This is a genomic window from Pseudomonas sp. (genome assembly GCF_002796985.1).
Classification (GTDB): Bacteria; Pseudomonadota; Gammaproteobacteria; order Pseudomonadales; family Pseudomonadaceae; genus Pseudomonas.
The window spans coordinates 276,779-302,928 of record NZ_PEKX01000007.1; the positions used below are offsets into that span (position 1 = coordinate 276,779).

19 protein-coding genes are annotated in these 26,150 nt (G+C 64.1%); 17 read left to right on the forward strand and 2 right to left on the reverse strand.

Translation table 11 applies throughout. The features are described 5' to 3' along the window. Positions 1-191 precede the first annotated feature (191 nt). The 14 genes from CTR55_RS06850 to betT all read left to right on the forward strand — a co-directional run bounded on the left by CTR55_RS06850 (position 192) and on the right by betT (position 17,345). On the forward strand, positions 192-1,172 hold the full coding sequence (locus CTR55_RS06850; protein ID WP_296285169.1) for an AAA family ATPase: 981 nt from the start codon (positions 192-194) through the stop codon (positions 1,170-1,172). A gap of 14 nt (positions 1,173-1,186) precedes the next feature. After that, positions 1,187-2,128: a DUF58 domain-containing protein gene (locus tag CTR55_RS06855; RefSeq protein ID WP_296285170.1), complete on the forward strand. Its 942-nt coding sequence runs from the start codon at positions 1,187-1,189 to the stop codon at positions 2,126-2,128. Continuing rightward, positions 2,125-2,622 carry a DUF4381 domain-containing protein gene (locus CTR55_RS06860; RefSeq protein ID WP_296285171.1) on the forward strand — a complete coding sequence of 166 codons (498 nt, stop codon included), beginning with the start codon at positions 2,125-2,127 and terminating at the stop codon, positions 2,620-2,622. The genes CTR55_RS06855 and CTR55_RS06860 overlap by 4 nt, the downstream gene beginning before the upstream one ends. Then, positions 2,609-3,616: a VWA domain-containing protein gene (locus CTR55_RS06865; RefSeq protein ID WP_296285172.1), complete on the forward strand. Its 1,008-nt coding sequence runs from the start codon at positions 2,609-2,611 to the stop codon at positions 3,614-3,616. The genes CTR55_RS06860 and CTR55_RS06865 overlap by 14 nt, the downstream gene beginning before the upstream one ends. Continuing rightward, positions 3,616-5,190: a VWA domain-containing protein gene (locus CTR55_RS06870; RefSeq protein ID WP_296285173.1), complete on the forward strand. Its 1,575-nt coding sequence runs from the start codon at positions 3,616-3,618 to the stop codon at positions 5,188-5,190. The genes CTR55_RS06865 and CTR55_RS06870 overlap by 1 nt, the downstream gene beginning before the upstream one ends. Next, on the forward strand, positions 5,187-6,509 hold the full coding sequence (locus CTR55_RS06875) for a hypothetical protein (RefSeq protein ID WP_296285174.1): 1,323 nt from the start codon (positions 5,187-5,189) through the stop codon (positions 6,507-6,509). The genes CTR55_RS06870 and CTR55_RS06875 overlap by 4 nt, the downstream gene beginning before the upstream one ends. Before the next feature lie 14 nt (positions 6,510-6,523). Further along, complete coding sequence (locus tag CTR55_RS06880) at positions 6,524-7,522, forward strand: HAD family hydrolase (RefSeq protein WP_296285175.1); 999 nt, start codon at positions 6,524-6,526, stop codon at positions 7,520-7,522. A 110-nt stretch (positions 7,523-7,632) separates the two neighbouring features. After that, entirely contained in the window at positions 7,633-9,207 is a 1,575-nt protein-coding gene (locus tag CTR55_RS06885) for an arylsulfatase (protein ID WP_296285176.1), read from the forward strand. Positions 9,208-9,331: 124 nt separating this feature from the next. Further along, positions 9,332-11,842 carry a fused MFS/spermidine synthase gene (locus CTR55_RS06890; RefSeq protein WP_296285177.1) on the forward strand — a complete coding sequence of 837 codons (2,511 nt, stop codon included), beginning with the start codon at positions 9,332-9,334 and terminating at the stop codon, positions 11,840-11,842. Beyond that, positions 11,839-12,435 carry a paraquat-inducible protein A gene (locus tag CTR55_RS06895; protein ID WP_296285178.1) on the forward strand — a complete coding sequence of 199 codons (597 nt, stop codon included), beginning with the start codon at positions 11,839-11,841 and terminating at the stop codon, positions 12,433-12,435. The genes CTR55_RS06890 and CTR55_RS06895 overlap by 4 nt, the downstream gene beginning before the upstream one ends. Further along, positions 12,432-13,064, forward strand: coding sequence for a paraquat-inducible protein A (locus CTR55_RS06900; protein WP_296285179.1), 633 nt, complete (start codon positions 12,432-12,434; stop codon positions 13,062-13,064). The genes CTR55_RS06895 and CTR55_RS06900 overlap by 4 nt, the downstream gene beginning before the upstream one ends. Continuing rightward, complete coding sequence (locus tag CTR55_RS06905; RefSeq protein WP_296285180.1) at positions 13,045-14,685, forward strand: MlaD family protein; 1,641 nt, start codon at positions 13,045-13,047, stop codon at positions 14,683-14,685. Before CTR55_RS06900 ends, CTR55_RS06905 begins: the two co-directional genes overlap by 20 nt. Positions 14,686-14,714: 29 nt before the next feature. Beyond that, positions 14,715-15,242, forward strand: a complete 528-nt coding sequence (locus tag CTR55_RS06910; protein WP_296285181.1) for a PqiC family protein — start codon at positions 14,715-14,717, stop codon at positions 15,240-15,242. 129 nt (positions 15,243-15,371) lie between these two features. Beyond that, a complete protein-coding gene (gene betT / locus CTR55_RS06915; RefSeq protein WP_296285182.1) occupies positions 15,372-17,345 on the forward strand; it encodes a choline BCCT transporter BetT in 1,974 nt (657 codons plus the stop codon). A 43-nt stretch (positions 17,346-17,388) separates the two neighbouring features. On the opposite strand, the gene aspT is transcribed toward betT, so the two are convergent. Both aspT and CTR55_RS06925 read right to left on the reverse strand, forming a co-directional pair. Then, on the reverse strand, positions 17,389-19,077 hold the full coding sequence (gene aspT, locus CTR55_RS06920) for an aspartate-alanine antiporter (RefSeq protein ID WP_296285183.1): 1,689 nt from the start codon (positions 19,075-19,077) through the stop codon (positions 17,389-17,391). 78 nt (positions 19,078-19,155) lie between these two features. Then, positions 19,156-19,767: a hypothetical protein gene (locus tag CTR55_RS06925; protein ID WP_296285184.1), complete on the reverse strand. Its 612-nt coding sequence runs from the start codon at positions 19,765-19,767 to the stop codon at positions 19,156-19,158. A 399-nt stretch (positions 19,768-20,166) separates the two neighbouring features. Between CTR55_RS06925 and CTR55_RS06930 the strand changes: the two genes are divergently transcribed. From CTR55_RS06930 to CTR55_RS06940, 3 genes are all read left to right on the forward strand, one after another. Beyond that, entirely contained in the window at positions 20,167-22,062 is a 1,896-nt protein-coding gene (locus tag CTR55_RS06930; protein WP_296285185.1) for a DUF1302 domain-containing protein, read from the forward strand. A gap of 22 nt (positions 22,063-22,084) precedes the next feature. After that, complete coding sequence (locus CTR55_RS06935) at positions 22,085-23,449, forward strand: DUF1329 domain-containing protein (protein ID WP_296286481.1); 1,365 nt, start codon at positions 22,085-22,087, stop codon at positions 23,447-23,449. A gap of 149 nt (positions 23,450-23,598) precedes the next feature. After that, on the forward strand, positions 23,599-26,133 hold the full coding sequence (locus CTR55_RS06940; protein WP_296285186.1) for a LuxR C-terminal-related transcriptional regulator: 2,535 nt from the start codon (positions 23,599-23,601) through the stop codon (positions 26,131-26,133). The last annotated feature ends 17 nt before the right edge of the window (positions 26,134-26,150 follow it).

The window sequence follows — 26,150 nt, forward strand, 5'->3', positions numbered from 1 at the left end:
CTGGCTTGGGTTGTGCAACCGAGGGCACGCATTTCTGCATGATTTCCTGTTCATTTCACGACAGAGGCCATTGTGGAGAGGCCGTTCTTAGCTACAGTTACCCCGCAGACGGTGGCATGGCCGTGTGTCTGGGGCGCAGTTCCAGCACGCCATCGGCAAGGACTTCATCTCGACGGAACAAGGAACAAGCCGTGTCCACGCGTGAACAGATTGCGGACCTGGAAACTGCCGTATCGGCGCAGGTACTGGGCCAGGAAGAAACCGTCCGGCACATTCTGCTGGGCCTTCTGGCCAATGGTCATGTGTTGCTGGAAAGCCTGCCGGGGCTGGCCAAGACGCGTACGGTCAAGGCGCTGTCCCGGCACCTCGATGCGCGCATGAGCCGCGTGCAGTTCACCCCCGACCTGCTGCCCTCGGACATCACCGGCGCGGAAATCCTCCAGCAGACGGAGCAGGGCAACCAGCTGAAATTCCAGCCTGGCCCGCTGTTCGGCAACGTCATCCTCGCTGACGAAATCAACCGCGCGCCGGCCAAGGTACAGGCCGCGCTGCTCGAAGCCATGGAGGAGCGCCAGATCACGGTGGCCGGGCAGACGCACCCCATGCCGGGGCTGTTCATGGTGCTGGCGACGCAGAACCCCATCGAGCAGGAGGGCACCTACCCGCTGCCCGAGGCGCAGATGGACCGCTTCCTGATGAAGCTGCTGATCGACTACCCCAAAGTCGAGGACGAATCCCGCGTGCTCCAGCTGGTGCGCGCGGAGGAACGCAGCCAGCAGTCCGGTGCGGCTGCCGAGGCGATCACCCCGCTCGCGCAGGATGCCGTGTTCGCGGCCAGGAAAGAGGTCGGAGACATTCACGTTTCCGAGGCCATCGACCGCTACCTGATCGACCTGATCCACGCCACGCGTCGACCGGCCGATTACGACGCCGACCTGGCGCGCTGGCTGAAGGTTGGCGCCAGCCCGCGCGGCGGCATCAGCCTGGATCGAGTCTCCCGCGCGCACGCCTGGATGGCCGGCAACGACTACGTCACGCCCGACGATGTGCGAGCCGTTGTGCATCCCGTTCTTCGCCATCGCTTGCTGCTGTCCTACGACGCGGTGGCCGATGGGGTAGGCGCCGATCAGGTGATTGACCGGCTGCTCGACAAAGTCGCGATCCCAGCCTGAGGAGGAGCGCGCCCATGGCTGAACCTCAGCCGGTTGCCGATGGTTACGTCTACGCGTCGCTGGACCAGCTGATGCTGCTGGAGCATCGCGTGCGCGGCCTGAGCTTTCTCTCGCGGCAACCGCTTTCCAGTGTGCTGTCGGGTAGCCATGCGGCGCGTTTGCGCGGGCGCGGCTTGAGCTTCGACGAGCTGCGCCAGTACAACCCCGGCGATGACCTGCGCCACCTCGACTGGCGCGCCTCGCTGCGCTACGGCAAGCCATTCGTGCGCAGCTACACCGAGGAGCGGGACCGGCCGACCCTGCTGCTGGTGGACCAGCGCATGAGCATGTACTTCGGTTCGAAGCGCAGCTTCAAGTCGGTGATCGCTGCAGAGCTTTGCGCACTGGGCGCCTGGATGGCCTTGCAGGCCGGCGATCGGGTCGGCGGGCTGGTCTTCGGCGACCGCCACATCGAGTACATCCGACCGTTACGCAGCAGAGCGCGGGTGGAGGCGCTGTGCGCGGCCATCGTCCGGCATAATCACGCGCTGCATGCCACGCGCAGCGACGACGACTCGCCCGGACAGCTCGACCGGGTGTTGCGCCAATGCCTGGGTGTCGCCGGGCACGACAGCCTGGTGGTGATCATCAGCGACTTTGCCGGGGTGACCGAGCAGACGCTGCAACTGTTACGGCAGTTGAGCGCGCATAACGACGTGCTGGCCTTGCAGGTCTTCGACCCTATCGCCCTGAAACTGCCCGACAAGGGCCGTGTGACGGTGACCCAGGGAGAGTTGCAGGTCGAGCTGGAAGTCGGTCGGCGTCAGGTTCATCGACCGCTGGGCGAGTTCCTTTCCGGTCGGTTGAAGGATGTCGCGACACTGCTGCGCCGCAGCCAGGTGCCGCTGATGATGTTCAGCAGCGGACGCGACAGCCTGGAGCAATTGCGCGGTGAACTCGGGCGCCTGGCGCGATGAGCATTCCCAGCATCGATCAACTCCAGGAATTGGCGGCGCCGCCTGCGACGGTCAGTTACTGGCCGCAGACCTGGGCCTGGGCACTGCTCGCGCTGCTCTTGCTGTTGGCCGCGGCAACGTGGGCGCTCTGGCGTTATCGGCGTTGGCGGCGCGATCGCTACCGGCGCGAGGCGCTGGCCCTGCTCGATGAGCTTGGCGCCGCGGCGAAAGACCCGTCGAACCGCGTGACCGCGTTGCGCCAGCTGCCGGCGTTGATCAAGCGCGTCGCGCTGTCTATGCCCGACGGCGGAGCATCAGCGCCTCTGGGCGGCGCTGATTGGCAGGCGTTTCTACAGCAGCGCAGCACGCTGGCGTTGCCCGCCGATCTCGACCGCCACCTGGCCGTGCTGGCTTACGCGCCGGACGCAAGTATCCAGGGCATGAGCGAGCAGGATGCGCAGGCTCTGCTGGCGGCCTGTCGGCAATGGGTCGAGGTTCATCATGTGGCAGCTTGAGTACCCCTGGCTGCTGCTCCTGCTGCCCCTGCCGTGGCTCGCCTGGCGCTATCTGCCGGCCTACCGCGAGTCACGCAGCGCCCTGCGGGTACCCTTCTTTGCCGCCATGAGCCACGCCGCCGGGCAGGAGCCAAGCCGTGGCGGTGCTGCGGGCGGGCGCTGGCAGTTGCCGCTCAACCTGCTGGTGTGGGCCCTGCTGCTGGTGGCGTGCGCGCGCCCGGTGCTGGTGGAGAAACCTATCCAGCGGGTGCAGCCGATCCGCGACCTGATGCTGGCCATCGACATCTCGCAGTCCATGTCAACCAATGACTACCGCGACGCCAACGGCCAGCGAGTGGACCGGCTGAGCATCGTCAAGGGTGTGGTGCGCGACTTCATTGGGCAACGCAAGGAGGACCGCATCGGGCTCATCGTCTTCGGCACGGGTGCCTTCGCGCAGTCTCCACCGACGCTGGACCACGCCAGCCTGCTGATGCTGCTCGACGAAGTGGGCATCGGCATGGCGGGGCCGAACACCGCCCTGGGCGATGCCATCGGCCTGACCATCAAGCTGCTCGAAAAGGCGCCTGAGCAGGAGAAGGTGCTGGTCCTGCTCACCGACGGCAATGACACCGGCAGCGCCATTACTCCCAGCCACGCGGCTGCCATGGCCCGTGAGCGGGGCGTGGTGGTACACACCATCGGCATCGGCGATCCCGCCGCCAGTGGCGAGTCGAAGGTGGACCTCGGGACCCTGCAGGACATCGCCCGGACCACCGGCGGGCGGTTCTTCCGCGCCGGCGACCGCGAGGCGCTGCAGGCGGTCTACGCAACGCTGGACCGCATCACTCCGCATCAGGTGAAGACTCTGAGCCACCAACCCAAGCGAGACCTGTTCTGGCTGCCGCTGGGCGCAGCGCTGCTGTTGCTGCTGGTGGCGCATGCCCTGGCCGCTGTCGCCGGGCGGCTGGCGGTGCCGCGTCAGTCGCAATCCGGCCAGGAAGCGGAGGGCTGATGGACATCGACCTCAGCGCCTTCCACTTCCTGCGCCCCTGGTGGCTGCTGCTCCTGGTGCCGGGCGTCCTGCTGCCGCTGCTCTGGAGCCGCCGCCACGATCTGGCGCGGCGGCTCGATGGCATTATCGCGCCCCACCTGCTGCAGCACCTGGTGATCACCCCGCTCGACCCACACCGCGTGCGCCCGGTGCAGTTGCTCGGCGCCGTGCTGGTGGCCGGCGCGGTGGCCGCTTCCGGGCCGACCTGGGAGCAGGACCGCCCGGCCTTCCTGGAGAACCGCGCGCCGTTGATCCTGGCCCTGGACCTGTCGCCTTCGATGGCCGCCAACGATGTGCCGCCCTCGCGCATCGAGGCGGCCAAGCACAAACTGCACGACCTCATCCAGCGCCGGCCGGGCAGCCCGACGGCGCTCATCGCCTACGCCGGCAGTGCGCACCTGGTGCTGCCCGCCACCCAGGATGCCGGGTTGCTCGACAGCTTCCTTCAGGCCCTGGCGCCGGGGCTGATCCAGCGCAGCGGCAAGGATGCGCTGGGTGCCATCGAGATTGCCAAACGGCTGTTGGCCGCCGAGCAGGCGCCGGGCACGCTCGTCTTGCTGACCGATGGCGCCGACAAGGAGCAGTTCGACGCCATCGACAAGGCGCTGCGCGGCAGCGACCTGCAGGTACTGGTGCTGGCGGTCGGCAGCCAGGATGGCGGCCTGCTCTCCGGCGGTCAGCAGGACTCCGCGGACCGCCCCTTGCTAGCGACCTTCGACGCGGAAGGTTTGAAGGGCCTGGCGGATGCCGCCGACGCGCCGCTGGGCAGCCTGACGCTCAACGACGATGACCTGGACTGGATCGAGTTGCATGCCCAGCAGCACTTCCAGGCTGCCCAGGGTGACGAGCAGCAATTGCACTGGAAGGATGCCGGCTATTGGTTGTGCTGGCCCTTGCTGCTGCTCGTGCTGCTGAGTGTGCGCAAAGGGTGGAAGGTGCACTGGATGAGCGCGCTGTTGCTCGCTGTGGGACTAAGTGGGTTGCCGGAGCCGGCGCGGGCCGGGCCGCTCGCCGATGCCTTTTTCACGGCGGATCAGCAGGGCCGCTGGGCGTTCGAGCACGAGCACTATCCGCAGGCTGCGGCGCATTTTCGTGATCCGTTCTGGAAGGGGCTGGCCGCGTACCGCGCGGCCGATTACCCGCTGGCCCTGGCGAGCTTTGCCCGACTGGATTCGGCGCCTGCGTATTTCTACCTGGGCAACACCTATGTGCGCCTGTCGAAGTTCGACCAGGCCATCGGCGCCTATCGGCAGGCGCTGGCACGCCAGGCCGACTTCCCGGCGGCCACGGCCAATCTGGCGCTGGCCCAGGCGCTGCAGAAGGACCGTGAGGATCAGCAAAAGGCCGGCCCGCCTGACGAGAAGCCCGACCAGGAAGTCTTCGACAACACGACGGGCAAAGGGAAAAACGTGCCCCGCGCCGGAGCTCAGGCCGAGTCGGATGAGCAGTGGCTGAACAACCTCAGCACCTCGCCGGCGCAATTCCTGCGTCGCAAGTTCATGCTGCAGGACGCGGCGCGGGGGGCGGGATCATGAAATTCGTCGTGGCTTTCCTGCTGCTCTGCCTGCCCTTGCTCGGGCTGGCCGACGAGCCCGAGGTCAAGGTTCGCGCCCAACTGCTGCCGGGAGATTCGGTAATGGTGGGTGGCACGCTCACCCTGCAGGTCGATCTGCTGGTGGACACCTGGTTCAGCCAACCGCCGCAATTGCCGCCGCTGAAGCTGGCCGGAGCGGTGGTCTCCGAGCCCAGCAGCGAGGCGACGCACCTCAACGAGACCATCGACGGCAAGGCCTTTTTTGGCCTGCGCTACCGCTACCAGATCACCCCGCAGGGCGCCCAGCCATTCGACATCCCGCCGCTGGACATTCATCTGCAACCGGGGCAAGGCAGCGGGCCGGTGCAGGTGCGCAGCCCGGCGCTGCACTTCATTGCCAAGCAGCCCGCAGGCGCGGGCGACAGCGCGGGGCAGCGCCTGGTAGCGAGCCAGGTGAGCATCAGCCAGGAACTCAAGGCGTCTCACGAGCCGCTGCGAGTTGGCGATAGCGTGACGCGTACGTTGCATGTCCGCGCGGAAGGCGCCCAGGCCATGCTGATTCCCGCGCCGATATTCGCCGATGTGGAGGGGCTGCGCCGCTACGTGCAATCACCGATCGTGCAGCCATTGAGTGATGGCCGGGGTGGCGTCCTGGGTGGCGAGCGTAGGGATGCGGTGACCTATGTGATCACCCAGGCCGGGGACTTCCAGCTTCCCGCCATCGAGGTGCACTGGTGGGCTGCGGACAGCGGCGAACAGCGCTCGGCATCCGTTCCCGCGTTGAAGCTGTCGGCCCAGGCCGCTGCGGTCTACCAGGCACCTTTCTCCATCAGCGACGATCTGCGCGAACTGGGGCACAGGGCCCAGGTTCGCATCGCCAGTCACTGGCTGATGCTGGCGGCTGTATTGGTGGTATTGGCGGCCATTGCCTATGCCATCCACGCCTGGGGAGATGCATTGCGCGCCAGGGCGAAAGGCGCCTTGCAGCGCCGCCGCCAGGCCTGGAGAGAGTCGCCTGCCTACGCTTGGCGCCAGGTACGAAACCAGCTCAAGGGTGATCCGCCGCAAGTGGGGGCGCTTTACCTTTGGCTTCGCCGGACAACCGGTTGTCGTGAAATGAGAAGGGCAATTCCTGAACATTCCGTCAAAGCCGGCGATCCTTTGCTAACTTTTCTCAGGGCCCGCTACGGGCGCCCCGGTGCGCAGTCGGGCGCGGACCCTGCGCAACTGATCCAGGCGTTGCCCGATATCCAGCGGGGGCTGGGGCAGGGGTCTCAGACGAGCTTGCCGACGCATTGCCTCAAACCATTGAATCCGTGACCCAGGGACGTGACATGAATTCGTACCTTGCTCGACCGATTGCCCGCTGGATGCTCCTGCTGTTGCTGGGGCTGCCGCTCCTGGCGCAGGCCGCCGATGAACTGCCGTCGTGGAACGACGGGCCCTCGCGGCAGGCGATCATCGCCTTCGTGAAGGCCGTGACCCAGGACGGCGGGAAGGACTTCGTCGCCCCGGCCGAACGCATCGCGGTGTTCGATAACGACGGCACGCTGTGGAGCGAGCAGCCGATGTATTTCCAGGTGCTCTTTGCCCTGGACGAGGTGAAGCGGCAGGCGCCACAGCACCCGGAGTGGAAGGGCCAGCAACCGTTCAAGGCGGTGCTTGAAGGTGACAGGAAGACCCTGGCCGACAGTGGCATGAAGGGCATCTTGGAGATTGTCGCCGCCACCCATTCGGGCGTGAGCACCGATGAGTTCATCGCCAATGCCCGGCGCTGGCTTGCCACGGCGCGCCATCCGCGCAGCGGCAAGCCGTACACCGAAATGGTCTTCCAGCCGATGTTGGAATTGCTGGGCTATTTGCGCGCCAACGGCTTCAAGACCTACATCGTTTCTGGCGGTGAGGTGGCGTTCATGCGCGCTTTCGCCGAGGAGGTCTACGGCATTCCACCCGAGCAGGTGATCGGCACCACGCTGGGCAGCCGTTTCGAGGATCGCGATGGCCAGTTGTCGATCCAGCGTTTGCCCAAGCTGGTCCACAACGACGATGGCCCCGGCAAGCCGGAGAGCATCGACAGCATCATCGGCCGCCGGCCGATCCTGGCCTTCGGCAACTCCGACGGTGATTTGCAGATGCTGCAGTGGACCGCGGCAGGTAAAGGGTTGAGATTCGCCGGCCTGGTGCACCACACCGATGAAAAGCGCGAGTGGGCCTACGATCGACAGAGCAAGGTCGGGCGTCTGGACAAGGCACTCGATATCGCCAGGGCCAAGGAGTGGGTGGTAGTGGACATGGCAGAGGAGTGGAAGCGGGTCTATCCGTTCGATCAGTAACAATCCAACAAGCAAAACCACAGGGACACGGGGATTACCAGTCGGGCATTCGGTATTACCAGTGAACGCAGTCGTGGCAAACGATGAGTAACTGGAAGGGAGAAACACCAATGAAGCGCACGGGAAGATGGATATCGCAGTTCGCCCTCGCGGCGACGGCGATCGTGGGGTGCTCGGTCGCCAGTGCGGCGGACAAGCCGAACATCCTGGTGATATTCGGCGACGATATCGGCCAGACCAACATCAGTGCCTACGCCTTCGGCGTGGTCGGCTACCAGACGCCGAACATCGACCGCATCGCCAAGGAAGGCATGATGTTCACCGATTACTACGCGGAGAACAGCTGCACCGCCGGCCGCTCCACCTTCATCACCGGGCAGGCGGCGCTGCGCACCGGGCTGTCCAAGGTCGGCATGCCGGGCGTGCCGGTCGGCCTGCAGGACCGCGATGTCACCATCGCCCAGGCGCTCAAGGCTCACGGTTACGCCACCGGCCAGTTCGGCAAGAACCACCTGGGTGACCGCGACGAATATCTGCCGACCAAGCACGGTTTCGACGAGTTCTTCGGCAACCTCTACCACCTCAATGCCGAAGAGGAGCCGGAGCGCCCGTACTGGCCCAAGGACGACCAAGCCTTCATCAAGGCTGCTTCGCCCCGTGGCGTGCTGAAGGCCACCGCCGACGGCAAGATCGAGGACACCGGTGCGCTGACCAAGAAGCGCATGGAAACCATCGACGACGACACCACCCAGGCCGCGATCAACTTCATGGACAAACAGGTGAAGGCGGACAAACCCTTCTTCGTCTGGATGAACACCACGCGCATGCACGCCTACACCCACGTGCGCGAATCCATGCAGGGGCAAAGCGGCATGGTCGGCAATGAATACGCCGACGGCATGATCGAGCACGATGGCGATGTCGGTAAGCTGCTCAAGGCGGTGGATGACCTGAAGATCGCCGACAACACCATTGTCGTCTACACCACCGACAACGGGCCGAACCAGTGGTCCTGGCCGGATGCGGCGACCACGCCGTTCCGCAACGAGAAGAACTCCAACTGGGAAGGCGCCTACCGCGTACCGGCGATCATTCGCTGGCCGAACCATGTGAAGCCGGGCAGCGTTTCCACCCAGATGTTCTCCGGGCTGGACTGGTTCCCGACCTTGCTGGCCGCGGTGGGTGACACCGACATCAAGGAGCGCCTGCTCAAGGGTGCGGATGTCGGCGGCAAGAACTTCAAGGTGCACCTGGACGGCTATAACCAGCTGGACTACCTGACCGGCAAATCCGACAAGAGCGCTCGCGACGAGTTCTACTACTTCAGCGATGACGGCGACCTGGTGGGGATGCGCTTCGGCGACTGGAAGCTGGTGTTCTGCGAGCAGCGTGCTCCCGGCGGTTTCAAGGTCTGGAGCGAGCCGTTCACCTGCCTGCGGGTACCCAAGATGTTCAACCTGCGCATGGACCCCTACGAGCGGGCGGACGTTGTCTCCGATCAGTACTACGACTGGCTGGCGAAGAACGACTACCTGCTCTTCCAGGGCGAGCGCAAGGCAGCGGCCTTCCTGCAGACCTTCGTCGATTATCCGCCGAGCCAGAAACCGGCCAGCTTCAGCATCGAGTCGGTGCGCAAGGAAGTGGACGCGAAGATCGAAGCGAAGATGAAGCAGGGCGCCAAGTAGTGATCTGCAATCGGGGCGCCCGAATCCAGGCGCCCAACCCGTCCCCCGCGATAGCCTGGCTATCGCGGGGGCTCCATTGTCAGACAAGGGTCTTTCGATGCCTCCAGCGGTCAGTTCCCCTCCGATGAGCACTCCTCGCGCCGAGCAGGTGGCAAGCCGTTCGCGGCTAACGCTTGGGATGTGGGTGCCGGCGCTGTTGCTGTTCGCCTCGGGTGGATCGGCGTTGGTGTTTCAGGTGTTGTGGGTCAAGCAACTTTCGCTGGTGGTAGGGGTGGAGGTGTACGCCGTCACCACCGCCATCAGCGCCTTTTTTGCAGGGCTGGCCCTGGGTGGGCTGGCCTTCGGGCGTTTGGCGGACCGTCTGGGACGGCCGCTGCGGCTGTATGCCGGGCTGGAATTGCTGGTGGCGCTGCTGGGCGTGGCCGCTACCGTGGCGCTGGCCAATGCAGCCGGTGCTTTCGCGTTTCTGGAGAGCGCGTTCGGTGCCCTGGCCTGGGCGCTGCCGTTCGTGTTGGTGGGCGTTCCGGCTTTCTTCATGGGGGGCACGCTGCCGGTGCTGGTGCGCGCTGTGGAGCCCGGCGCCGGCCAGATGGGCCGTGCCGGTGGTGGCCTTTATGCCGCCAATACGGCGGGGGCCATCGCCGGCACGCTGGTGGCGGCTTTCGTTCTGTTGCCCTTGCTGGGCGTATTGGGCAGCGCCTGTGCGGCGGCAGCGTTCAACCTGTGCGCTGCGGCGGGGGCGTTGTTGATTCGCCGAGAGACGGCCGAACCCCTGGCTCAGCCCGTGAACAAGGCCGAACCGCGCAGCCCAGCGGCACGTCTGGCCATCGCTCTGTATTGCGTCGCTGGTGGCGTGGCACTGGGTTACGAGGTGGTCTGGACGCAGTCCATCGTGCAGTTCATGAGCACCCGGACCTTCGCCTTCGCCGTCGTGCTGGCCACCTACCTCTTTGGCTTGGTGCTGGGCAGTGCCCTGTACGCCCGCCGCGCGGACCGTATCCGTGATCCGTGGGGCCTGTTCGGCCTGCTCATCGCCGCCGCCGGGCTGCTGGCCATCGTGCAGATCGCCGGGCTCGGAGCCTGGCTGATCAACTGGCAGACTCGCGCCGAATGGCTGGTGCTGCAAGCCGGTGGCAGCGAGCTGATGGGAATGTGCGCACGCTTCGCCGTGGCGGCGCTGTGCGTGGTGTTCCTGCCGACGACTCTGCTGGGCGCGGCGTTTCCCATTGCCCTGCGGTTGTCGGTGGACCGCCATCACGTCGGTCGCGATGTGGGCGTGGTCGTAGCGCTCAACACCCTGGGCGGTATCGCGGGGGTGATGCTGACCGGCTTCGTCCTGGTGCCAGGCCTGGGCCTGGTGCGCACTTTGGCGGTTCTCGGCGCGTTGGCTGCTGTCGTGGGTTTGCTGGCGGTCTGGCGAGGCGAGGGCGTGGGCAAGCTTCAGCGCCTGGGTGTGGCGGCCATCGCCGTGCTGACCCTGGGAATCGGTGCGCTGACGCCACTGCAGCACCTGGCGCAGCTGATGCCCGGAGCGCGCAACGGCCAGATCAGTTTCTACGCCGAAGGCCGTGGCGGCACCGTGGCGGTGGTGCAGCAGGGCAGAGGCGACAACCGCTTCAGCCGCCTGTACATCCAGGGCGTCTCCAACACCGGTGATGCGATGCCATCGCTGCGCTACATGCGTCTGCAGGCGCTGTTGCCCCTGCTTATCCACAATGGCGAGCCGCGCTCGGCCCTGGTGATCGGTTTTGGCACCGGCATCACCGTCGGCGCCATGCTGCGCTACCGCGACCTGCAGCATCCGGTGGTCGCCGAATTGTTGCCCGAGGTGCTGGCCGCCGCTCCGAACTTCCAGGGCAACTTCGACGCCATCCACGACCCGCGCCTGGACATTCGCCTGCGCGACGGCCGCCGCGAACTGCTGCGCAGCACCGAACGCTACGACATGATCACCCTGGAGCCGCCGCCGCCGTCGGCGGCCGGTGTGGTCAACCTGTATTCCCGCGACTTCTACCAACTGGCCGCCTCGCGCCTGGAGGAGCGTGGCATCGTTGCCCAGTGGCTGCCGCTGCCGACGCAGAACGACGAGGAAAGCCGCTCCCTGGTGCGCAGCTTCATCGACGTGTTCCCGTACGCCACGCTCTGGACGACAGAGTTCCACGAGATGCTCCTGGTGGGTTCGCCTGAGCCTCTCCACCTCGACATGAGCACCATCCGCCAGCGCTTCGAGCAGCCCGATGTGGCGGCTGCATTGAGTGAAGTGGGGATTGATTCGGTGGAGGCATTGCTGGCCACCTGGGTCACCGATCGTGCTGGCCTTGAGCGTTATGCCGGTGATGCGCTTCCGGTCACCGACGACCATCCGCGCATCGAGTACGCGCCCTGGGTGCGGCCGAAGGAAATCGCCCGTGTGCTGCCGTCGCTGTTGGCGCTACGTTCGCCGCCGCCGCTGGAAAACGCCTTGCCCTCGGTTCGCGCATCGGTCGATGATTCCTGGCTGAGACTGCGACGCTTCTATGACCTGAGCCTGCACGCCTACCGCGGTGACCGCCAGGCCTGGGCACGGGACGCGCGGCGGGTCGCAATGGATGATGGGGATAACCCCTATTACCGCTGGTTCCTGGGTGGCCGATGAGCAAGGTTGGTGAGCTGACCATCTGCGAATACTGTGATGCGGTGTACGAGCGCCAACCGCTGCACCCCCATCAGCGCGCGCTGTGTGTGCGCTGTGGGGGTGTGCTGCATCGGCACAACGCCCTTTCGATACAGCAGCGCCTGGCGCTGGCGGTGACCGGGGCGGTGCTGCTGGCCTTCGCCAATGCCTACCCGGTGATGACGATCAGCATGCAGGGCCTGAGCAACTCGGCGACGCTGTGGGATGCGGTGCTGATTCTCAGCAGTGGCCCCATCACCTTCATCGCACTGGTCACCGGTCTGGCCATCATCCTCGCGCCTGCCTTGCAGGTGGCGCTGCTCATCTGGGTGCTGAGCTTCGCCCTGACCGGGCGCCGCGCCCCCGCTTTTGCCTTTTGCATGCGCTGGCTGGAAACCCTGCGGCCCTGGAGCATGCTGGAAGTCTGTCTGCTGGGCACCATGGTCGCCGTCATCAAGCTGGCGGGGCTGCTGGATGTGATACCCGGCATCGGCCTGGTCGCCATGGCCGCGTTGAGCGTGCTGATCATCGCCATTGCCGGCAAGGACATCCGTGACCTGTGGGGGGTGATATGACTACGCCACCGCTGGCCAGCGACCTGCACCTGTGCCTCTGCCACGGCTGCGGCATGGCTTGCGACATCCGCAGCGCCCACCATTGCGAGCGCTGCGGCGCTGCGCTGCACACGCGCAAGCACGACGCCATCAACCGCGGCTGGGCCTATCTGGTCGCCGCGCTGGTCTTCTATGTGCCGGCGAACCTACTGCCGGTCATGCACACGGAAATGCTCGGCCAGGGCATCGACAGCACTATCGGTGGTGGGGTGCTGGAGTTCTGGGAAAGCGGTGCCTGGGACATTGCGCTGATCATCTTCATCGCCAGCATCGGCGTGCCGGCGATCAAATTCCTGTCCCTGGGACTGCTGCTGTACACCGCTCAGCGCCGCAGCTCCTGGGCTCGCCGGCAGCGCTCGCAGCTTTATCGTTTCGTCGAGCTGATCGGCTACTGGTCGATGCTCGACGTCATGGTCGTCGCGCTGGTGGCCGCGCTGGTGCAGATGCGCGAGTTGGGCACCATCGAGCCGCGAGCCGGCATTCTGTTCTTCGGCATGGTGGTGGTGCTCACCATGCTCTCCGCCATGAGTTTCGAACCACGGCACATTTGGGACGAGGGAGACGCTAGCGATGGCGCAGGACACAACTGAACGTCATACCCCGGGGCAACCGCAGGTCCACACCCGGCGCTGGAGTGTCTCGCTGGTCTGGATCGTGCCGATCGTCGCGCTGCTGATCGGCGCTTCGTTGATCGTGCGCAACTGGATGGAACAGGGCCCGACCATCGAGATTTCCTTCAAGACCGGCGAAGGCCTGGTCGCTCACAAGACGCAAGTGAAGTACCGCAGCGTGGTGATTGGCGAAGTCGAAGCGGTCGAGCTGGCCAAGGACAAGAACAGCGTCAACGCCAGCATCAAACTCAACAAGGAGGCCGAGTCCTTCGCCACGCAGGGCGCTAAGTTCTGGGTGGTGCGCCCGCGCATCGGCGCCGGCGGCGTGACCGGCGTGGACACTCTGCTGTCGGGCAACTTCATCGGAGCCGACGCCGGGGAATCGAGTGCCCCGCAGAAGCGCTTCACCGGCCTTGAGGCGCCGCCGCCAGTCACCTATGGCGAGAAGGGCAAGAGCTTCGTGCTGCGCGCCGATGACCTGGGCTCGCTGGATATCGGCTCGCCGATCTACTACCGCAAGATCCCGGTCGGGCAGGTGACCTCCTATGCCTTGCGCAGCGACGGCAAGGGCGTGGACCTGGGCATTTTCGTCGATGCGCCGAACGACGCTTTCGTCACCCGGAACACTCGCTTCTGGAACGCCAGCGGCGTCGACGTCGACGTGGGCGCCAATGGCTTGAAGGTCAATACCGAATCGCTCTCGGCCCTGCTGGTGGGCGGGCTGGCCTTCGGTACGCCCGAGGGCAGTGCGGCGGCCGAAGTCGCCAGCGACAACCAGCCGTTTGACCTGTACGCCGACCGCGAGGGCGCCCTGGCGCCTCCGGCTGGCCTGGCGCAGTACCTGCGGCTGCGCTTCGACCAGTCGATGCGTGGGTTGAGCGTTGGCGCGCCGGTGGAGTTCATGGGCGTGGAGTTCGGCAAGGTGACGGGCATCCAGCTGGACTACGACGAGAAGCTGCAGAGCTTCCCGGTCCTGGTCGATGCGGTGATCTACCCGCAGCGCTTGGGGCCGGTGCACCAGAAGATGCTGAAGGTTTTCGACAGCAAGGTAGGCGAAGAGGCCGGCGTCAGCCGGGTCATCAGCAGCTTCGTCGAACACGGTATGCGCGCCCAGGCCCGCAGCGGCAACCTGCTGACGGGCCAGCTGTACATCTCCCTGGACTTCTATCCCGATGCGAAGGCCGTGGCGTTCGATGCCAACGCCCGGCCGCTGCTCATTCCCACGGTTCCCAGCAGCCTGGAGAAGCTCCAGGAGCAGTTGCAGGCGGTGGTGGAGCGTATTCGCAAGTTGCCGCTGGAACGCATCGCCAACAATCTCGACGGCAACCTGCGCGAGTTGCAGGGGAGCCTCAAGCAGTTCAACGGCCAAACCCTGCCTGCGGTGACCAGTACCTTGAACGAGGTGCGTTCGACGCTGGCCACGGCCAACTCCGCGCTGGGCGAGAACTCGCCGCAGCGGCAGAAGCTGGGTGACACGCTGAATGAGCTGGACCGCATGTCGCGCTCGCTGCGCGACCTGTCCGATTACCTTGGGCGGCATCCTGAATCGCTTCTTCGCGGCCGACCCAAGGGCGCGGACGCGGACAACCTGCAACCCTGAGACCGCACTCAATAGAGGAGAGAAAGCCCATGCCGAAGTTACCCTTGCTGCTCCTGGCAGGACTGTTCCCGCTGCTCGGGGGGTGCAGTAGCGCGCCGATCCAGTATCACACCCTGGTCCCGGCCCAGCCGGGCAGCCCCGCCAGCGGCAAGGTGCGGGTCGAGCGCGTCACCATGCCGCCCCAGGTGGATCGCTCGCAGATCGTCGTCCGGCAGGGCAGCAGCGGTCTGGCGATCCTCGAAACCCAATGGTGGGGCGCGCCCCTGGTGGACGAGTTCGGCAATGCCCTGCAGGACCAGCTCGGCGCGCCCAGTGCCGGGGCGGCGCTGTTGCGTGTGGACGTCCAGCGTTTCGATTCGGTACCGGGAAAATACTCGCTGCTCGAAGCGCAGTGGCGGCTGCAGAAATCGGCCACGGGCCAGCCGCTGATTTGCCGCAGTAGCCTGCAGACCCAGGCCGACAACAGCGTCGACGGCCTGGTCGCCGCGCATCAGGGCAATCTGCGCCAGCTGGCGGAGCAGGTGGCGCGGGCAAGCGCCGCGAACGCCTGTCCCTGACCTCCAGCGGCAGGGGAGGAAGTCGCCAGGGCAGCGCATCGAAAACGCTCGTTCCCGAACTCGGTTACCCTTGGCAGCACTTGCGCCTGTGTCTGGCGCAGGTGAATGCGTTACAGGAGATAACATTCGATGGAGACTTCGTCCCGCCCCCGCAGCACCCTCAACCCACCGGTTTTCTACACCAGCGCCGCCCTGATCTTCCTCCTGGTGCTCTATGCCGTGGTCTTCCAGGCGCAGGCCCAGGCGCAGTTCGACAGCGTCCAGCGCTGGATCTTTGGCAACGCCAGCTGGTTCTACATCCTGGCCGTGGCGCTGATCCTGATCAGCGTGGTGTTCCTTGCCATCAGCCGCTACGGCGACATCAAGCTCGGCCCGGACCACAGCGAGCCGGAGTACCGCAGCAGCAGCTGGTTCGCCATGCTGTTCTCCGCCGGCATGGGCATCGGCCTGATGTTCTTCGGTGTCGCCGAGCCGGTCATGCACTTCACCAGCCCGCCGGTGGGCGAAGCCGGCACCGTCGCGGCAGCCCGTGAAGCGATGAAGATCACCTTCTTCCACTGGGGCCTGCACGCCTGGGCGATCTACGCCATCGTCGGCCTGATCCTGGCCTATTTCAGCTTCCGCAAAGGCTTGCCACTGACCCTGCGCTCGGCGCTTTACCCGCTGATCGGCGAGCGTATCTACGGTCCGATCGGCCACGGCGTGGATGTCTTCGCCATCATCGGCACGGTGTTCGGCGTCGCCACTTCGCTGGGCTACGGTGTGCTGCAGATCAACAGCGGCTTCCACCACCTGTTCGGTCTGCCGGTGAACGCCACGGTGCAGATCATCCTCATCACCGTCACCTGCGGCCTGGCCACGCTGTCGGTCGCCAGCGGCCTGGACAAGGGCATCCGCATCCTCTCCGAGCTGAACCTGGCGCTGGCCGTCATCCTCATGCTCTTCGTGCTGCTGCTCGGCCCCACTGTCTTCCTGCTGCAAACCTACGTGCAGAACACCGGCGCGTATCTCTCGGACATCGTCAACAAGACGTTCAACCTCTACGCCTACCAGCCGACCGACTGGATCGGCGGCTGGACGCTGCTCTACTGGGGCTGGTGGCTGTCCTGGTCGCCCTTCGTGGGGTTGTTCATCGCGCGCATTTCCCGTGGCCGGACCATCCGCGAATTCGTCTGCGGTGTGCTCTTCGTGCCGGCCGGCTTCACGCTGCTGTGGATGACCGTGTTTGGCGACTCCGCGATCCACATGATCCTCAACGAAGGCGTGAAGGACCTGGCGGCGGTGGTGGACCAGGACAGCTCACTGGCGCTGTTCGCCTTCCTCGAGCATTTCCCGCTGTCCAGCGTGGTGTCGATGGTGGCGGTGCTGATGGTGGTGGTGTTCTTCGTGACGTCTGCCGATTCGGGCGCGCTGGTGGTGGATATGCTGGCCTCCTCGGGGCATTCCCATTCGCCGCTCTGGCAGCGCATCTTCTGGTCGGTGAGCATCGGCGTGGTCGCCGTGGCGCTGCTGCTGGCCAACGGGCTGAAGGCGCTGCAGACCGCGACCATCGCCAGCGCGCTGCCGTTCTCCATCATCCTGCTGGCATCGATCTGGGGTTTATTCCGCGCGCTGCACCTGGATGCCACGCGACGCGGCTTGCGCAACCAGGCGCTGCCCGCACCGCGCCACGCGCCGCATCACGAAGGCGGTTGGCAGCGCCGCCTGCGCCACATCGCCCTGAAACCACGTCGCGCCCACGTCACCCGGTTCATCACCGAGGTAGTGCGGCCGGCCTGCGAGGAGGTGGCGACGGAGTTGCGCAAACAGGGCCAGGAAGTCACCGTCGTCGAACTCGACGACGGACGCGTCAGCCTCGACCTGTCGCCTTCGAGCGAAGCGCATTTCCGCTACGAAGTCCGCCCTCGGGCCTTCACCAGCCCCAGTTTCGTGCTGCTGGAAGAAGAGGAGGGGACGGAGGCGCGCAAGTACTTCCGCGCCGAAGTGCACCTGCGCGAGGGCGGGCAGGACTACGACATCATGGGCTGGAGCCGTGACGACGTGATCGCCGACATCCTCGATCAGTACGAACGCCACCTGCACTACCTGCATGTGGTGCGCTGAAGCAAAAGATCAAGCGGCTACCTGGCGGGCAAGCGCATTGCCGTCAGGTAGCCGTGATCGCGACGATGATCGGCCCGCAAACCGCCAACAGCACATTGGAGATGGCGTAGCACACGGTAAAACCAATCACCGGGGTATTGCTGCCGGACTGCTCGATGATCTTGTTCATGGAGGCCGCTTCGGTCTGCGCCCCGGCCAGGGCGCCGAATAGAATAATCGGGTGCAGCCCCAGCACGTAGCGTCCGAAATACAGCGTCACCAGCGGTGGGATAAGCGTGACCAGGGCGCCCGACAGCAGTAACGCTGCGCCTTGTTCCTGCATGGCTGCAATCGCGGCTGGGCCGGCGAGCAGGCCCACGACGGCGCCAAATGCTGTCAGGCCGAACTCGGAAAACGCCCATTGTGCCGCAGGTGGCAATGCCCCCAGCTCCGGGTGCCGTGAGTTGTACCAGCCGATCAACAGGCCGGCCAACAGCACGCCCCCACCCACGCCCAGTTCGACGGGGATCATGCCAATGTGGGTGGAGAGCATGCCCACCAGCGAGCCCGCCACCATGCCCAGCGCGTGGATCGCGATGTCGCTCTTGTAGTTGCTTACCCGAATGCGCCCGATCTGCGCCGCCAGTGCCTCGACGCTGGCTGTGCGTCCGACCAGCGTGATGACGTCACCACGGCGCAGGACGGTATGGGGGAGCAAGGGCAACTCCAGACCTTGCCGGCGGATGGTTCGGATGAAGCAGCCCATGCGGTCGGAACCGATCAGCTCCGACTTGATCTGGTGGATAGTCTTGCCCGCCAGATGGCGGGAAGTCAGGACGATGTCAGCATCGCGAGTCGAAAAGGACATGCACTCCTGATTATCGACTTCAGGTCCGATCCACTGGCTCAGTTCCGCCACTGCCTCGCGCAATGCATAGACTCCCAGAATATCGCCAGCAACCAGGCGCAGTTCCGGGTCTCGCTCAAGCACCTGATCGCCTCGGATGACTCGCTCAATACTCAGTGACGCGTGGAGCTCTTCGATTTCCGCAATTCTCTTCCCGATGATGTCGGCCGCTAGCAGTCGGTGGGCGCGCACGACAATACGGGTGTAGGGGATGCTGATGGCATTCTCTTCGCGCTCGATCCCCAGTTGTTGCTCGAGCTCCTTGGCAGCGCTGCGCAAGTCGATGCGCATCAGCTTTGGCGCAATGCTACCGACAAAGACAATCAGACCAATCGTGCCGAAGAGGTAGGTGATTGCGTAGGCAACAGCCATATGACTGTTGAGTTGCGCTTTGCTGGCAGCGTCAAGGCTCAGTTGCGCGATAGCGCTGCTCGCGGTCCCCATGATGGCGGTGTCGGTCAGGGCTCCTGCGCCTAAGCCTGCGGTGAATCCTGCGTCAAAGTGAAAGATGCTGTACATGGCCAGGATCGTGGCAAGCGCAGTGGCACAAAGAACGACTGACAGCGTGACCAGCTTCAGCGTGCCACGATTGAGACTGCCGAAGAATTCCGGCCCGCTTTTGAATCCCACTGCATAGATGAACAACGCGAAGAATACGGACTTCAGTTCGTGAGGAATCTCCAGACCGATTTGGCCAATCAGAAGCCCCATCAATAGCGCTCCGGCGACGGAGCCCAGATGAAACTCGCCTATTCGCACTCTGCCAACCAACACACCAAGGGCAATGGCGAGGAAAACGGCGATTTCGGGGTTGGCGCGTAATGCGTGTAGAACGTAGTCGACCATCAACGGATCTCCTTGTCGCATGGGCACACGGTTGAGGTCCTGAAGTGCATGCAGGGATAGGCGCAGAGTGTTGGCGGGTCAGGGGCGGGCGGCTTGAGCCGTCTCGCTCAGATAGGGGGCGGCGAGCTCCAATGCTCCTCGTCCCCCACGGCGCAGGCATGCCAGCAGCGACAGCCAGGGGATGTCGGTCATCACGACGGCATCGTTCGACAGCAACTGCACTTCTCCTGCCGTGCCACCGGCAGGGCCACCATCGGGCATGTAGACAAGCAGCCAATCGTCGCGACTTTCCAGGGTTAACCCAAACCGGTAGCCGCTGTCCTGAATGACCATGACGACTCTGGCGCCTTCAATGTTCTCCATGCCGGTAAAGCGGGCGGTTGCATCTTTCAGCAGTTGATACCCCGGAAGATTTCCGAGGAGCTTGTCCTCAAGCGTTTCCAGTGCGCGTGATGCCGTCGCAGTCTTTGCCAGCAGCCCTGCCAGGAAGCAAAAAAGTAAAAGAACGAAAATGGCGGCCACCGTCACTGACGTGGCGCCGGCTACAGAAAAGCTGTCAAGGATCGGCAGCACTTTCTGTAACGGTCCGCTTAACAAGTGAATGGCCTTTTCGATCAGTACCAGGAGCAGTACCAGGGGAAGGATGAATAGCAACCCACCAGCAATGGTTGTCTTGATGAAGCGAAACATACGGTCTCTCCTTGATCGTCCAGACGTACTCGCCTGATTTCGTTGCTCTTCTACTTCCGCTCTGTACTTGGCCCTGGGGCTTGCTGCCAGCACCTGGACAACGGACTCAAGCGCAGGCAATAGCTTAGACGGGGGGATGAGAAATACTGACCGGAGCGGCTTGCCGATCACATCAGGCAATGAGCATTTCACGACAAGTTGCTCACTGGAGATGCACTTGAACGGGTAGTCCTGGCCTGCGTTTTCGCGGATCAATTCGGTAGTTTTCGTCGCGTCCAACCTCTGCGATTTCAGCCGCTCATACCTAAGTATGATTTTCTGAATCCCTACTTCGTCGCTTACGTGGTGCTCTCGCACTGATTAGTTTTCCCGGGCCAATACCAACCACGGGAAAGCCGCATGAAAACAAAAACAGCGCGCGCCGGATTCACCCCTAACGCCCTGGCGCTAGCCATTGCACTTGGCTGCGCCGCGCAGGCTCAGGCCGCCACATTCAATATCGGTGAGGTCGAGGGAACGTTCGACTCATCGCTGTCCGTGGGAGCCAGTTGGGCGCTACGCGGTGGTGATCCCGACCTCATCGGTGTCAACAATGGCGGCAAGGGCTTGTCGCAGACCACCGATGATGGCCACCTCAACTTCAAGAAGGGCAAGACCTTCTCGAAGATCTTCAAGGGTATCCACGATCTCGAGCTCAAGTACGAAGACACCGGCGTGTTCCTGCGTGGCAAGTACTGGTACGACTTTGAGCTCAAGGATGAAAGCCGGCCGTTCAAGGATATCGACGACAGCGGGCGCAAAGAGGGTGCGAAGTCCGCGGGCGCCCAGATGCTGGACGCTTTCGTCTACCACAACTACACGATTGCCAATCAGCCGGGGTCGGTTCGTCTGGGCAAGCAGGTGGTGAGCTGGGGGGAGAGCACCTTCATCCTGAACAGCATCAACTCGGTCAACCCGATCGACGTTGCCGCGTTTCGCCGCCCGGGGGCCGAGATCAAGGAAGGCCTGATCCCGGTGAACATGTTCTACGTATCGCAGAGCCTGACGGACAGCCTCTCGGCAGAAGCCTTCTACCAGCTGGAGTGGGATCAGACGGTCGTCGACAACTGCGGCACCTTCTTCTCCCAGGCCGATGTGGTGGCGGACGGTTGCAGCAACAATCTGCGCCTGCTCACCAACAACCTTGCGGCCGGCAAGGCAATCAATGCCGCGTTGCCGGGGACCAGTCTGGATATCGACCAGAACAGCGAAGGCACCCTGGTTCGCCGTGGAGCGGATCGCGATGCCCGCGATAGCGGTCAGTGGGGCCTGGCGCTGCGCTACATGTTCGATCCGCTGAACACCGAGTTTGGTGGGTACTTCATCAACTACCACAGCCGCGCCCCCTTCCTTAGCGTCACGGCGCCCTCGCAAAGCGTCTACAACGTGGCAGGACGCACTGGCGCGGCGGCTCCTCTGGTCGTTGCGGGGAACTCCGGCTACTTCATGGAGTACCCGGAGGATATCCATCTCTATGGCCTGAGCTTCTCCACGACGCTGCCGACAGGCACGGCCTGGAGTGGCGAGGTGAGCTACCGCCCGAACGCCCCTGTCCAGCTCAGTACGACTGACCTGTTGTTCTCCGGGGTAGGTCCACTGGCCGCCATCAACCCGGCCGCGTATGCGGCATTCGGTAATGCCTCGGTGCTCCAGGCGACTCCCGGCGGTGACCTGCACGGCTATCGCCGCAAGGAAATCACCCAGTTCCAGACGACCCTGACGCACTTCTTCGACCAGGTCATGGGCGCCGAGCGCCTGACGCTCGTTGGCGAGGTGGGCGTGGTGCATGTCGGCGGGTTGGAATCGACCAGTGATGCCCGTTATGGTCGCGACCCGGTCTATGGGCCAGGGCCGTTGCCCGCCACCGGATCAGTCAACACCTGCCGCGCGCTGAACCAGACCACCATCGCCGGCGCGGTGGGCAACAACGACTACTCCAACCTCACCTCGAACTGTGTCAATGACGGTTACGTCACCGCCACCTCCTGGGGATACCGCGCCCGCGCGATCTGGGACTACAACAGCGTCTTCGCCGGAGTGAACCTGCGCCCGAACATCAGTTGGTCGCACGACGTCAACGGTTACGGTCCCAACGGCCTGTTCAACGAAGGCAGCAAGGCCGTCAGCTTCGGTCTGGATGCGGACTACGCCAACACCTACACCACCAGTCTTTCCTACACCGACTTCTTTGGCGGCGACTTCAACACGTCGGTCGACAGAGACTTCGTCGCACTCAGTTTTGGCGTGAACTTCTAACGCAGGGGACTCCGCAATGCATATTCAGAAAACACTGTTGAAATCCGGCGTGCTGGCGCTGTCGCTGCTTGCGAGCAGCGTGATGGCAGCGGCTCCTGCGGCCGAGGTGGCGCAGCTGGGTGGTACGCTCACCCCCATGGGCGCCGAGAAGGCAGGCAATGCCGACGGCAGCATCCCGGCCTGGACCGGCGGTTTGCCCGTAGATGCCGGGGTGGTCGACGCCAAGGGCTTCCTGGCCGATCCCTTCGCTAGCGAAAAGCCGCTTTTCGTCATCACGGCGACCAACGCCGAGCAGTACAAGGACAAGCTGACCGAAGGCCAGATGGCGATGTTCAAGCGCTATCCGGACAGCTACAAGATTCCGGTGTATCCGACACACCGTACGGCCGCGCTGCCCGACAACATCTACGCCGCGATCAAGAGCAGTGCCCAGCATACCGAGCTGGTAGGCGGTGGTAATGGCCTGCAAAACTTCGACAGCCACTACTACGCGTTCCCGATCCCGAAGACCGGTGTGGAGCTGGTGTGGAACCACGAAACGCGTTACCGCGGCGGTAACATCCATCGCTACATCACGCGGGTGCAGCCGCAGGTAGATGGTTCGTTCTCGATGGTTCACTTCGAGGATGAGGTGTCGTATCCGGCCAATCTGCCCGATTTCGACAAGGCCAAGGGCGACAACATTCTCTTCTACTTCATCCAGCGTGTGACTGCGCCGGCGCGCCTGGCGGGCAATGTCCTGCTGGTGCACGAGACCATCGACCAGGTGAAGGAGCCTCGCCAGGCCTGGCTCTACAATGCGGGTCAGCGCCGTGTGCGGCGTGCGCCGCAGGTCGCTTATGACGGCCCGGCAACGGCTGCCGACGGTCTGGCCACCTCCGACAACTACGATATGTACAACGGCTCGCCTGATCGTTACGAGTGGAAGCTGGTCGGCAAGAAGGAACTGTACATCCCGTACAACAGCTACAAGCTCGACTCGCCGTCACTGAAGTACGACGACATCATCAAGCCGGGCCATATCAATCAGGATCTGACCCGCTACGAGCTGCATCGGGTTTGGGAGGTGGTCGGTACGCTCAGGAGCGGCGAACGGCACATCTACGCCAAGCGCCACATGTTCTTCGACGAGGACACCTGGCAGCTGGCCGAAGTCGATCACTACGATGGCCGCGGCCAGCTGTGGCGCGTCGGTGAGGGGCACGCCCAGCAGTATTACAACCAGAAAGTGCCGGGCTATACCGCTGAGACTCTCTACGACGTCATCTCGGGTCGCTACTCGGTCATGGGGCTGAAGAACGAAGAGAAGCAGGGCATCGTGTTCGGTGCCAAGGCGCTCGCCGCGGACTACACCCCGGCGGCCTTGCGTCAAACCGGTGTCCGCTGACGCCAAGCGTCTTTACTGAGCAACTCCGTGTTTGGGCGGCCAATCAGCCGCCCTTTTTTATGCCAGATCGTCGGCAAGCCCAATACAGCCCATGGGTGCAAGCCGTACCATGACTGTCTTTGCATTTTCGAAACCCTGTGAGTAACGCCATGCCCACGGCGAACATCTGCGCCGACCCGTGCCGCGCTCCCGCGTTGCCAACCAGCTTCCTGCCACGTCCCCGTTTGAGTCAGGCTCTTCTCCTTGCACCCTGCCGGCTGCGGCTGATTTGCGCCCCTGCCGGTAGCGGCAAGAGTGTGTTGCTGCGCGAATGTGCACTGGCCCGGCCAGAGGGGACGCGCGTGCTGTGGCTCGATCTGAAAGGGCTATTGCTGGATGAGCCTGCCCTCCTGAGGCTGCTGGCCTCGGCGCTCGAGCTTGAGAGCAGTGAGGCCAGTGTCGTGGTCAACCGCCTGGCGCGTCAGGATCGCCCGCTCTGGGTCATGCTCGATGATCTGCCGCGAGTGGCGGATGAGCGCCTCGACCGGCTCCTCGAACTCTTGCTGCGCACTTCGCCGCCGAGTGTGTCCTGGTGGATCGCCAGCCGCCGCCGCCCCGCCTGCAAGCTGGAGCGCCTCTTGCTCGACGGGGAGCTTTTCGAGCTTGGCGCCGACGATCTGGCCATGACGGCCGCCGAATTGGGCGAGCTGCTGGGCAGCCTGTATGGCGAGGTCGCCCCCGCCACTGTCCAGGCCCTGATGATGCAGACGGATGGCTGGTTCGCGGGGATACGTTTACGCCTGCACGGCAGGGATCCCGGTCAGCCTACCGAGGCCGCGCAGGGCAATGCATTGGTCCGGCGCTACCTGGAACAGGAAGTGCTCGCAGAGCTCTCGAGCGAGTTGCGCGAAGCGCTGTGCAAATTGTCCTGTCTCCAGGACTTCGACTTTTCGCTGTGCGATCACGTATTGGGGGCCGGCGAGGGAAAACAACTGCTTCAGCAGTTACTGGAGGCCGGCGTCTTCATCGAAACGCTCGATGGCGATTCAGGTTTGCATCGGGTTCGACCTGCAGTGGCCAGTATTCTCGAGGCGGAAATTGCTCAGGACCTCAAGCGGGCCCTGTATCGCCACGCCTGCCAATGGGCTGCAGGGTGCAGCCGGATTCGTCAGGCGATCGACTACGCGCTTCTCGCCGATCAACCCGAGGTAGCCGCGAGTCTTCTGCAGCACTTCACGGGGGACAGGCTGCTGCAGGGTAGCCAGATGGCTCGAGTGATCAGGTGGCAACACCTGCTGCCTGGCGAGCTGATTTCCAGCACGCCTCGCTTGTTGATTCTGAACTCCTGGGCGCTCCTCATCAGCGGCCGCCTTGACGAGGCCGAGGTCTGTGCGGCGCAGCTTCAACGCTTTCTGCCACAGCCAACAGCACAGCGTCAGCGCGAGCTTCTTGCGCAGTGCCAGGCGCTGACCGGGAAGCTTGAATATCACCGTGGCAAGGTCGACGCTCCGCACATGCGCGAGGCGCTGGATCATCTGCCGGAGACTGCCTGGGCACAGCATGTGATCGTGCTCACCGCACTCATCGAGGTGGCGATCGTCGACGGGCGGATGGAGACGGCCCAGCAGTTTCATCGTGATGCCATCAAGCTGGCTCGCCGCAACGGAAGCCGCATGCTGGAGGCTGTGTTACTCCTGCAGCAGGCACAGCTGCTGGAGATGCGTGGTGAGCTCAAGCAGGCGCTGCGTCTGGTTGAGCAACTGCATCAGGAACTGAGCGCTGAGGGTAAAGGCGAGCCTAACCCTCTGAGTGGTCGGACACGTTTGCGCCTCGGGGCGTTGTTCTCCCGGCTGGGGCATTACGCTGTCGCTCGTGGGCATTTTGAAGCCGGGCTGCAGGAGTGCCTGTACTGCGAAGACCCGGCCGCTTCCTGGGGTTACATCGGCCTGGCCGAACTCGATGCCATGCATAAGGCGCCCGCGCAGGCTTACCAGCGTTTAGCCGATGCGGAGCGGCTGTTGCAGTTCCGCAATATCACCGAGCCGCTCTACCAGAACCTGCTGGTGCTCGGTTACGCCCGGTTGTGGATCCAGGAAGGGCATGCAGGACGGGCTCGTGCTGCGTTGGAGGAATGCCTGCAGCAGTACACCGGCCTTGAGCGCAAAAGACCACCGTACGGTAATCCAGAGCTCGTGCAGCACCTGCAATTGGCGCTGGTTCATGCACGTCTGGCGGCGGGCGAAGATGTCTGTGAGGTCTTCGAGGAGATGCTCAAGGCAGCCCTGCAACAGGAGCGGCGTGGCCTGGCTGTGGAACTGTGGTTTGGCCTGGCCGAGGCGCACTATGCCAAGGGCCAGCAGAGCAATGCGCAGCGGGCCTTGCTCGATGCGATGGCGCTATCCAGGCAGATAGGCCTGGTCAGCGCAGAGTACGGCTGCAGCCTGCGCAATCCCGGCCTGGTGCGCTGGGGGAAGGAGTCACTCAGGCCTGACGATCAGCAAGCTGCAGCGGTCTTGCTCAGCCCGCGCGAGCTGTCAGTGCTGAAGATGATTGCCCAGGGGTTGTCCAACCAGGACATCGCCGAGCAGTTGTTCATCTCTTTGCACACGGTCAAGAGCCATGCGCAGAAAATCAACGTGAAGCTGGGCGTGGCACGGCGCACTCAGGCAATCGTCCGAGCCAAGGAACTGGGGCTGGTGAGATAGCGCTGAAGACGCGCTGA

Coding starts and splice junctions, on each gene's coding strand:
- CTR55_RS06855 (WP_296285170.1), top strand. CDS start 1,187: ATGGCTGAACCTCAGCCGGTTGCCGATGGTTACGTCTACGCGTCGCTG.
- CTR55_RS06860 (WP_296285171.1), top strand. CDS start 2,125: ATGAGCATTCCCAGCATCGATCAACTCCAGGAATTGGCGGCGCCGCCT.
- CTR55_RS06865 (WP_296285172.1), top strand. CDS start 2,609: ATGTGGCAGCTTGAGTACCCCTGGCTGCTGCTCCTGCTGCCCCTGCCG.
- CTR55_RS06870 (WP_296285173.1), top strand. CDS start 3,616: ATGGACATCGACCTCAGCGCCTTCCACTTCCTGCGCCCCTGGTGGCTG.
- CTR55_RS06875 (WP_296285174.1), top strand. CDS start 5,187: ATGAAATTCGTCGTGGCTTTCCTGCTGCTCTGCCTGCCCTTGCTCGGG.
- CTR55_RS06880 (WP_296285175.1), top strand. CDS start 6,524: ATGAATTCGTACCTTGCTCGACCGATTGCCCGCTGGATGCTCCTGCTG.
- CTR55_RS06885 (WP_296285176.1), top strand. CDS start 7,633: ATGAAGCGCACGGGAAGATGGATATCGCAGTTCGCCCTCGCGGCGACG.
- CTR55_RS06890 (WP_296285177.1), top strand. CDS start 9,332: ATGAGCACTCCTCGCGCCGAGCAGGTGGCAAGCCGTTCGCGGCTAACG.
- CTR55_RS06895 (WP_296285178.1), top strand. CDS start 11,839: ATGAGCAAGGTTGGTGAGCTGACCATCTGCGAATACTGTGATGCGGTG.
- CTR55_RS06900 (WP_296285179.1), top strand. CDS start 12,432: ATGACTACGCCACCGCTGGCCAGCGACCTGCACCTGTGCCTCTGCCAC.
- CTR55_RS06905 (WP_296285180.1), top strand. CDS start 13,045: ATGGCGCAGGACACAACTGAACGTCATACCCCGGGGCAACCGCAGGTC.
- CTR55_RS06910 (WP_296285181.1), top strand. CDS start 14,715: ATGCCGAAGTTACCCTTGCTGCTCCTGGCAGGACTGTTCCCGCTGCTC.
- betT (WP_296285182.1), top strand. CDS start 15,372: ATGGAGACTTCGTCCCGCCCCCGCAGCACCCTCAACCCACCGGTTTTC.
- aspT (WP_296285183.1), bottom strand. CDS start 19,077: ATGGTCGACTACGTTCTACACGCATTACGCGCCAACCCCGAAATCGCC.
- CTR55_RS06925 (WP_296285184.1), bottom strand. CDS start 19,767: ATGTTTCGCTTCATCAAGACAACCATTGCTGGTGGGTTGCTATTCATC.
- CTR55_RS06930 (WP_296285185.1), top strand. CDS start 20,167: ATGAAAACAAAAACAGCGCGCGCCGGATTCACCCCTAACGCCCTGGCG.
- CTR55_RS06940 (WP_296285186.1), top strand. CDS start 23,599: ATGCCCACGGCGAACATCTGCGCCGACCCGTGCCGCGCTCCCGCGTTG.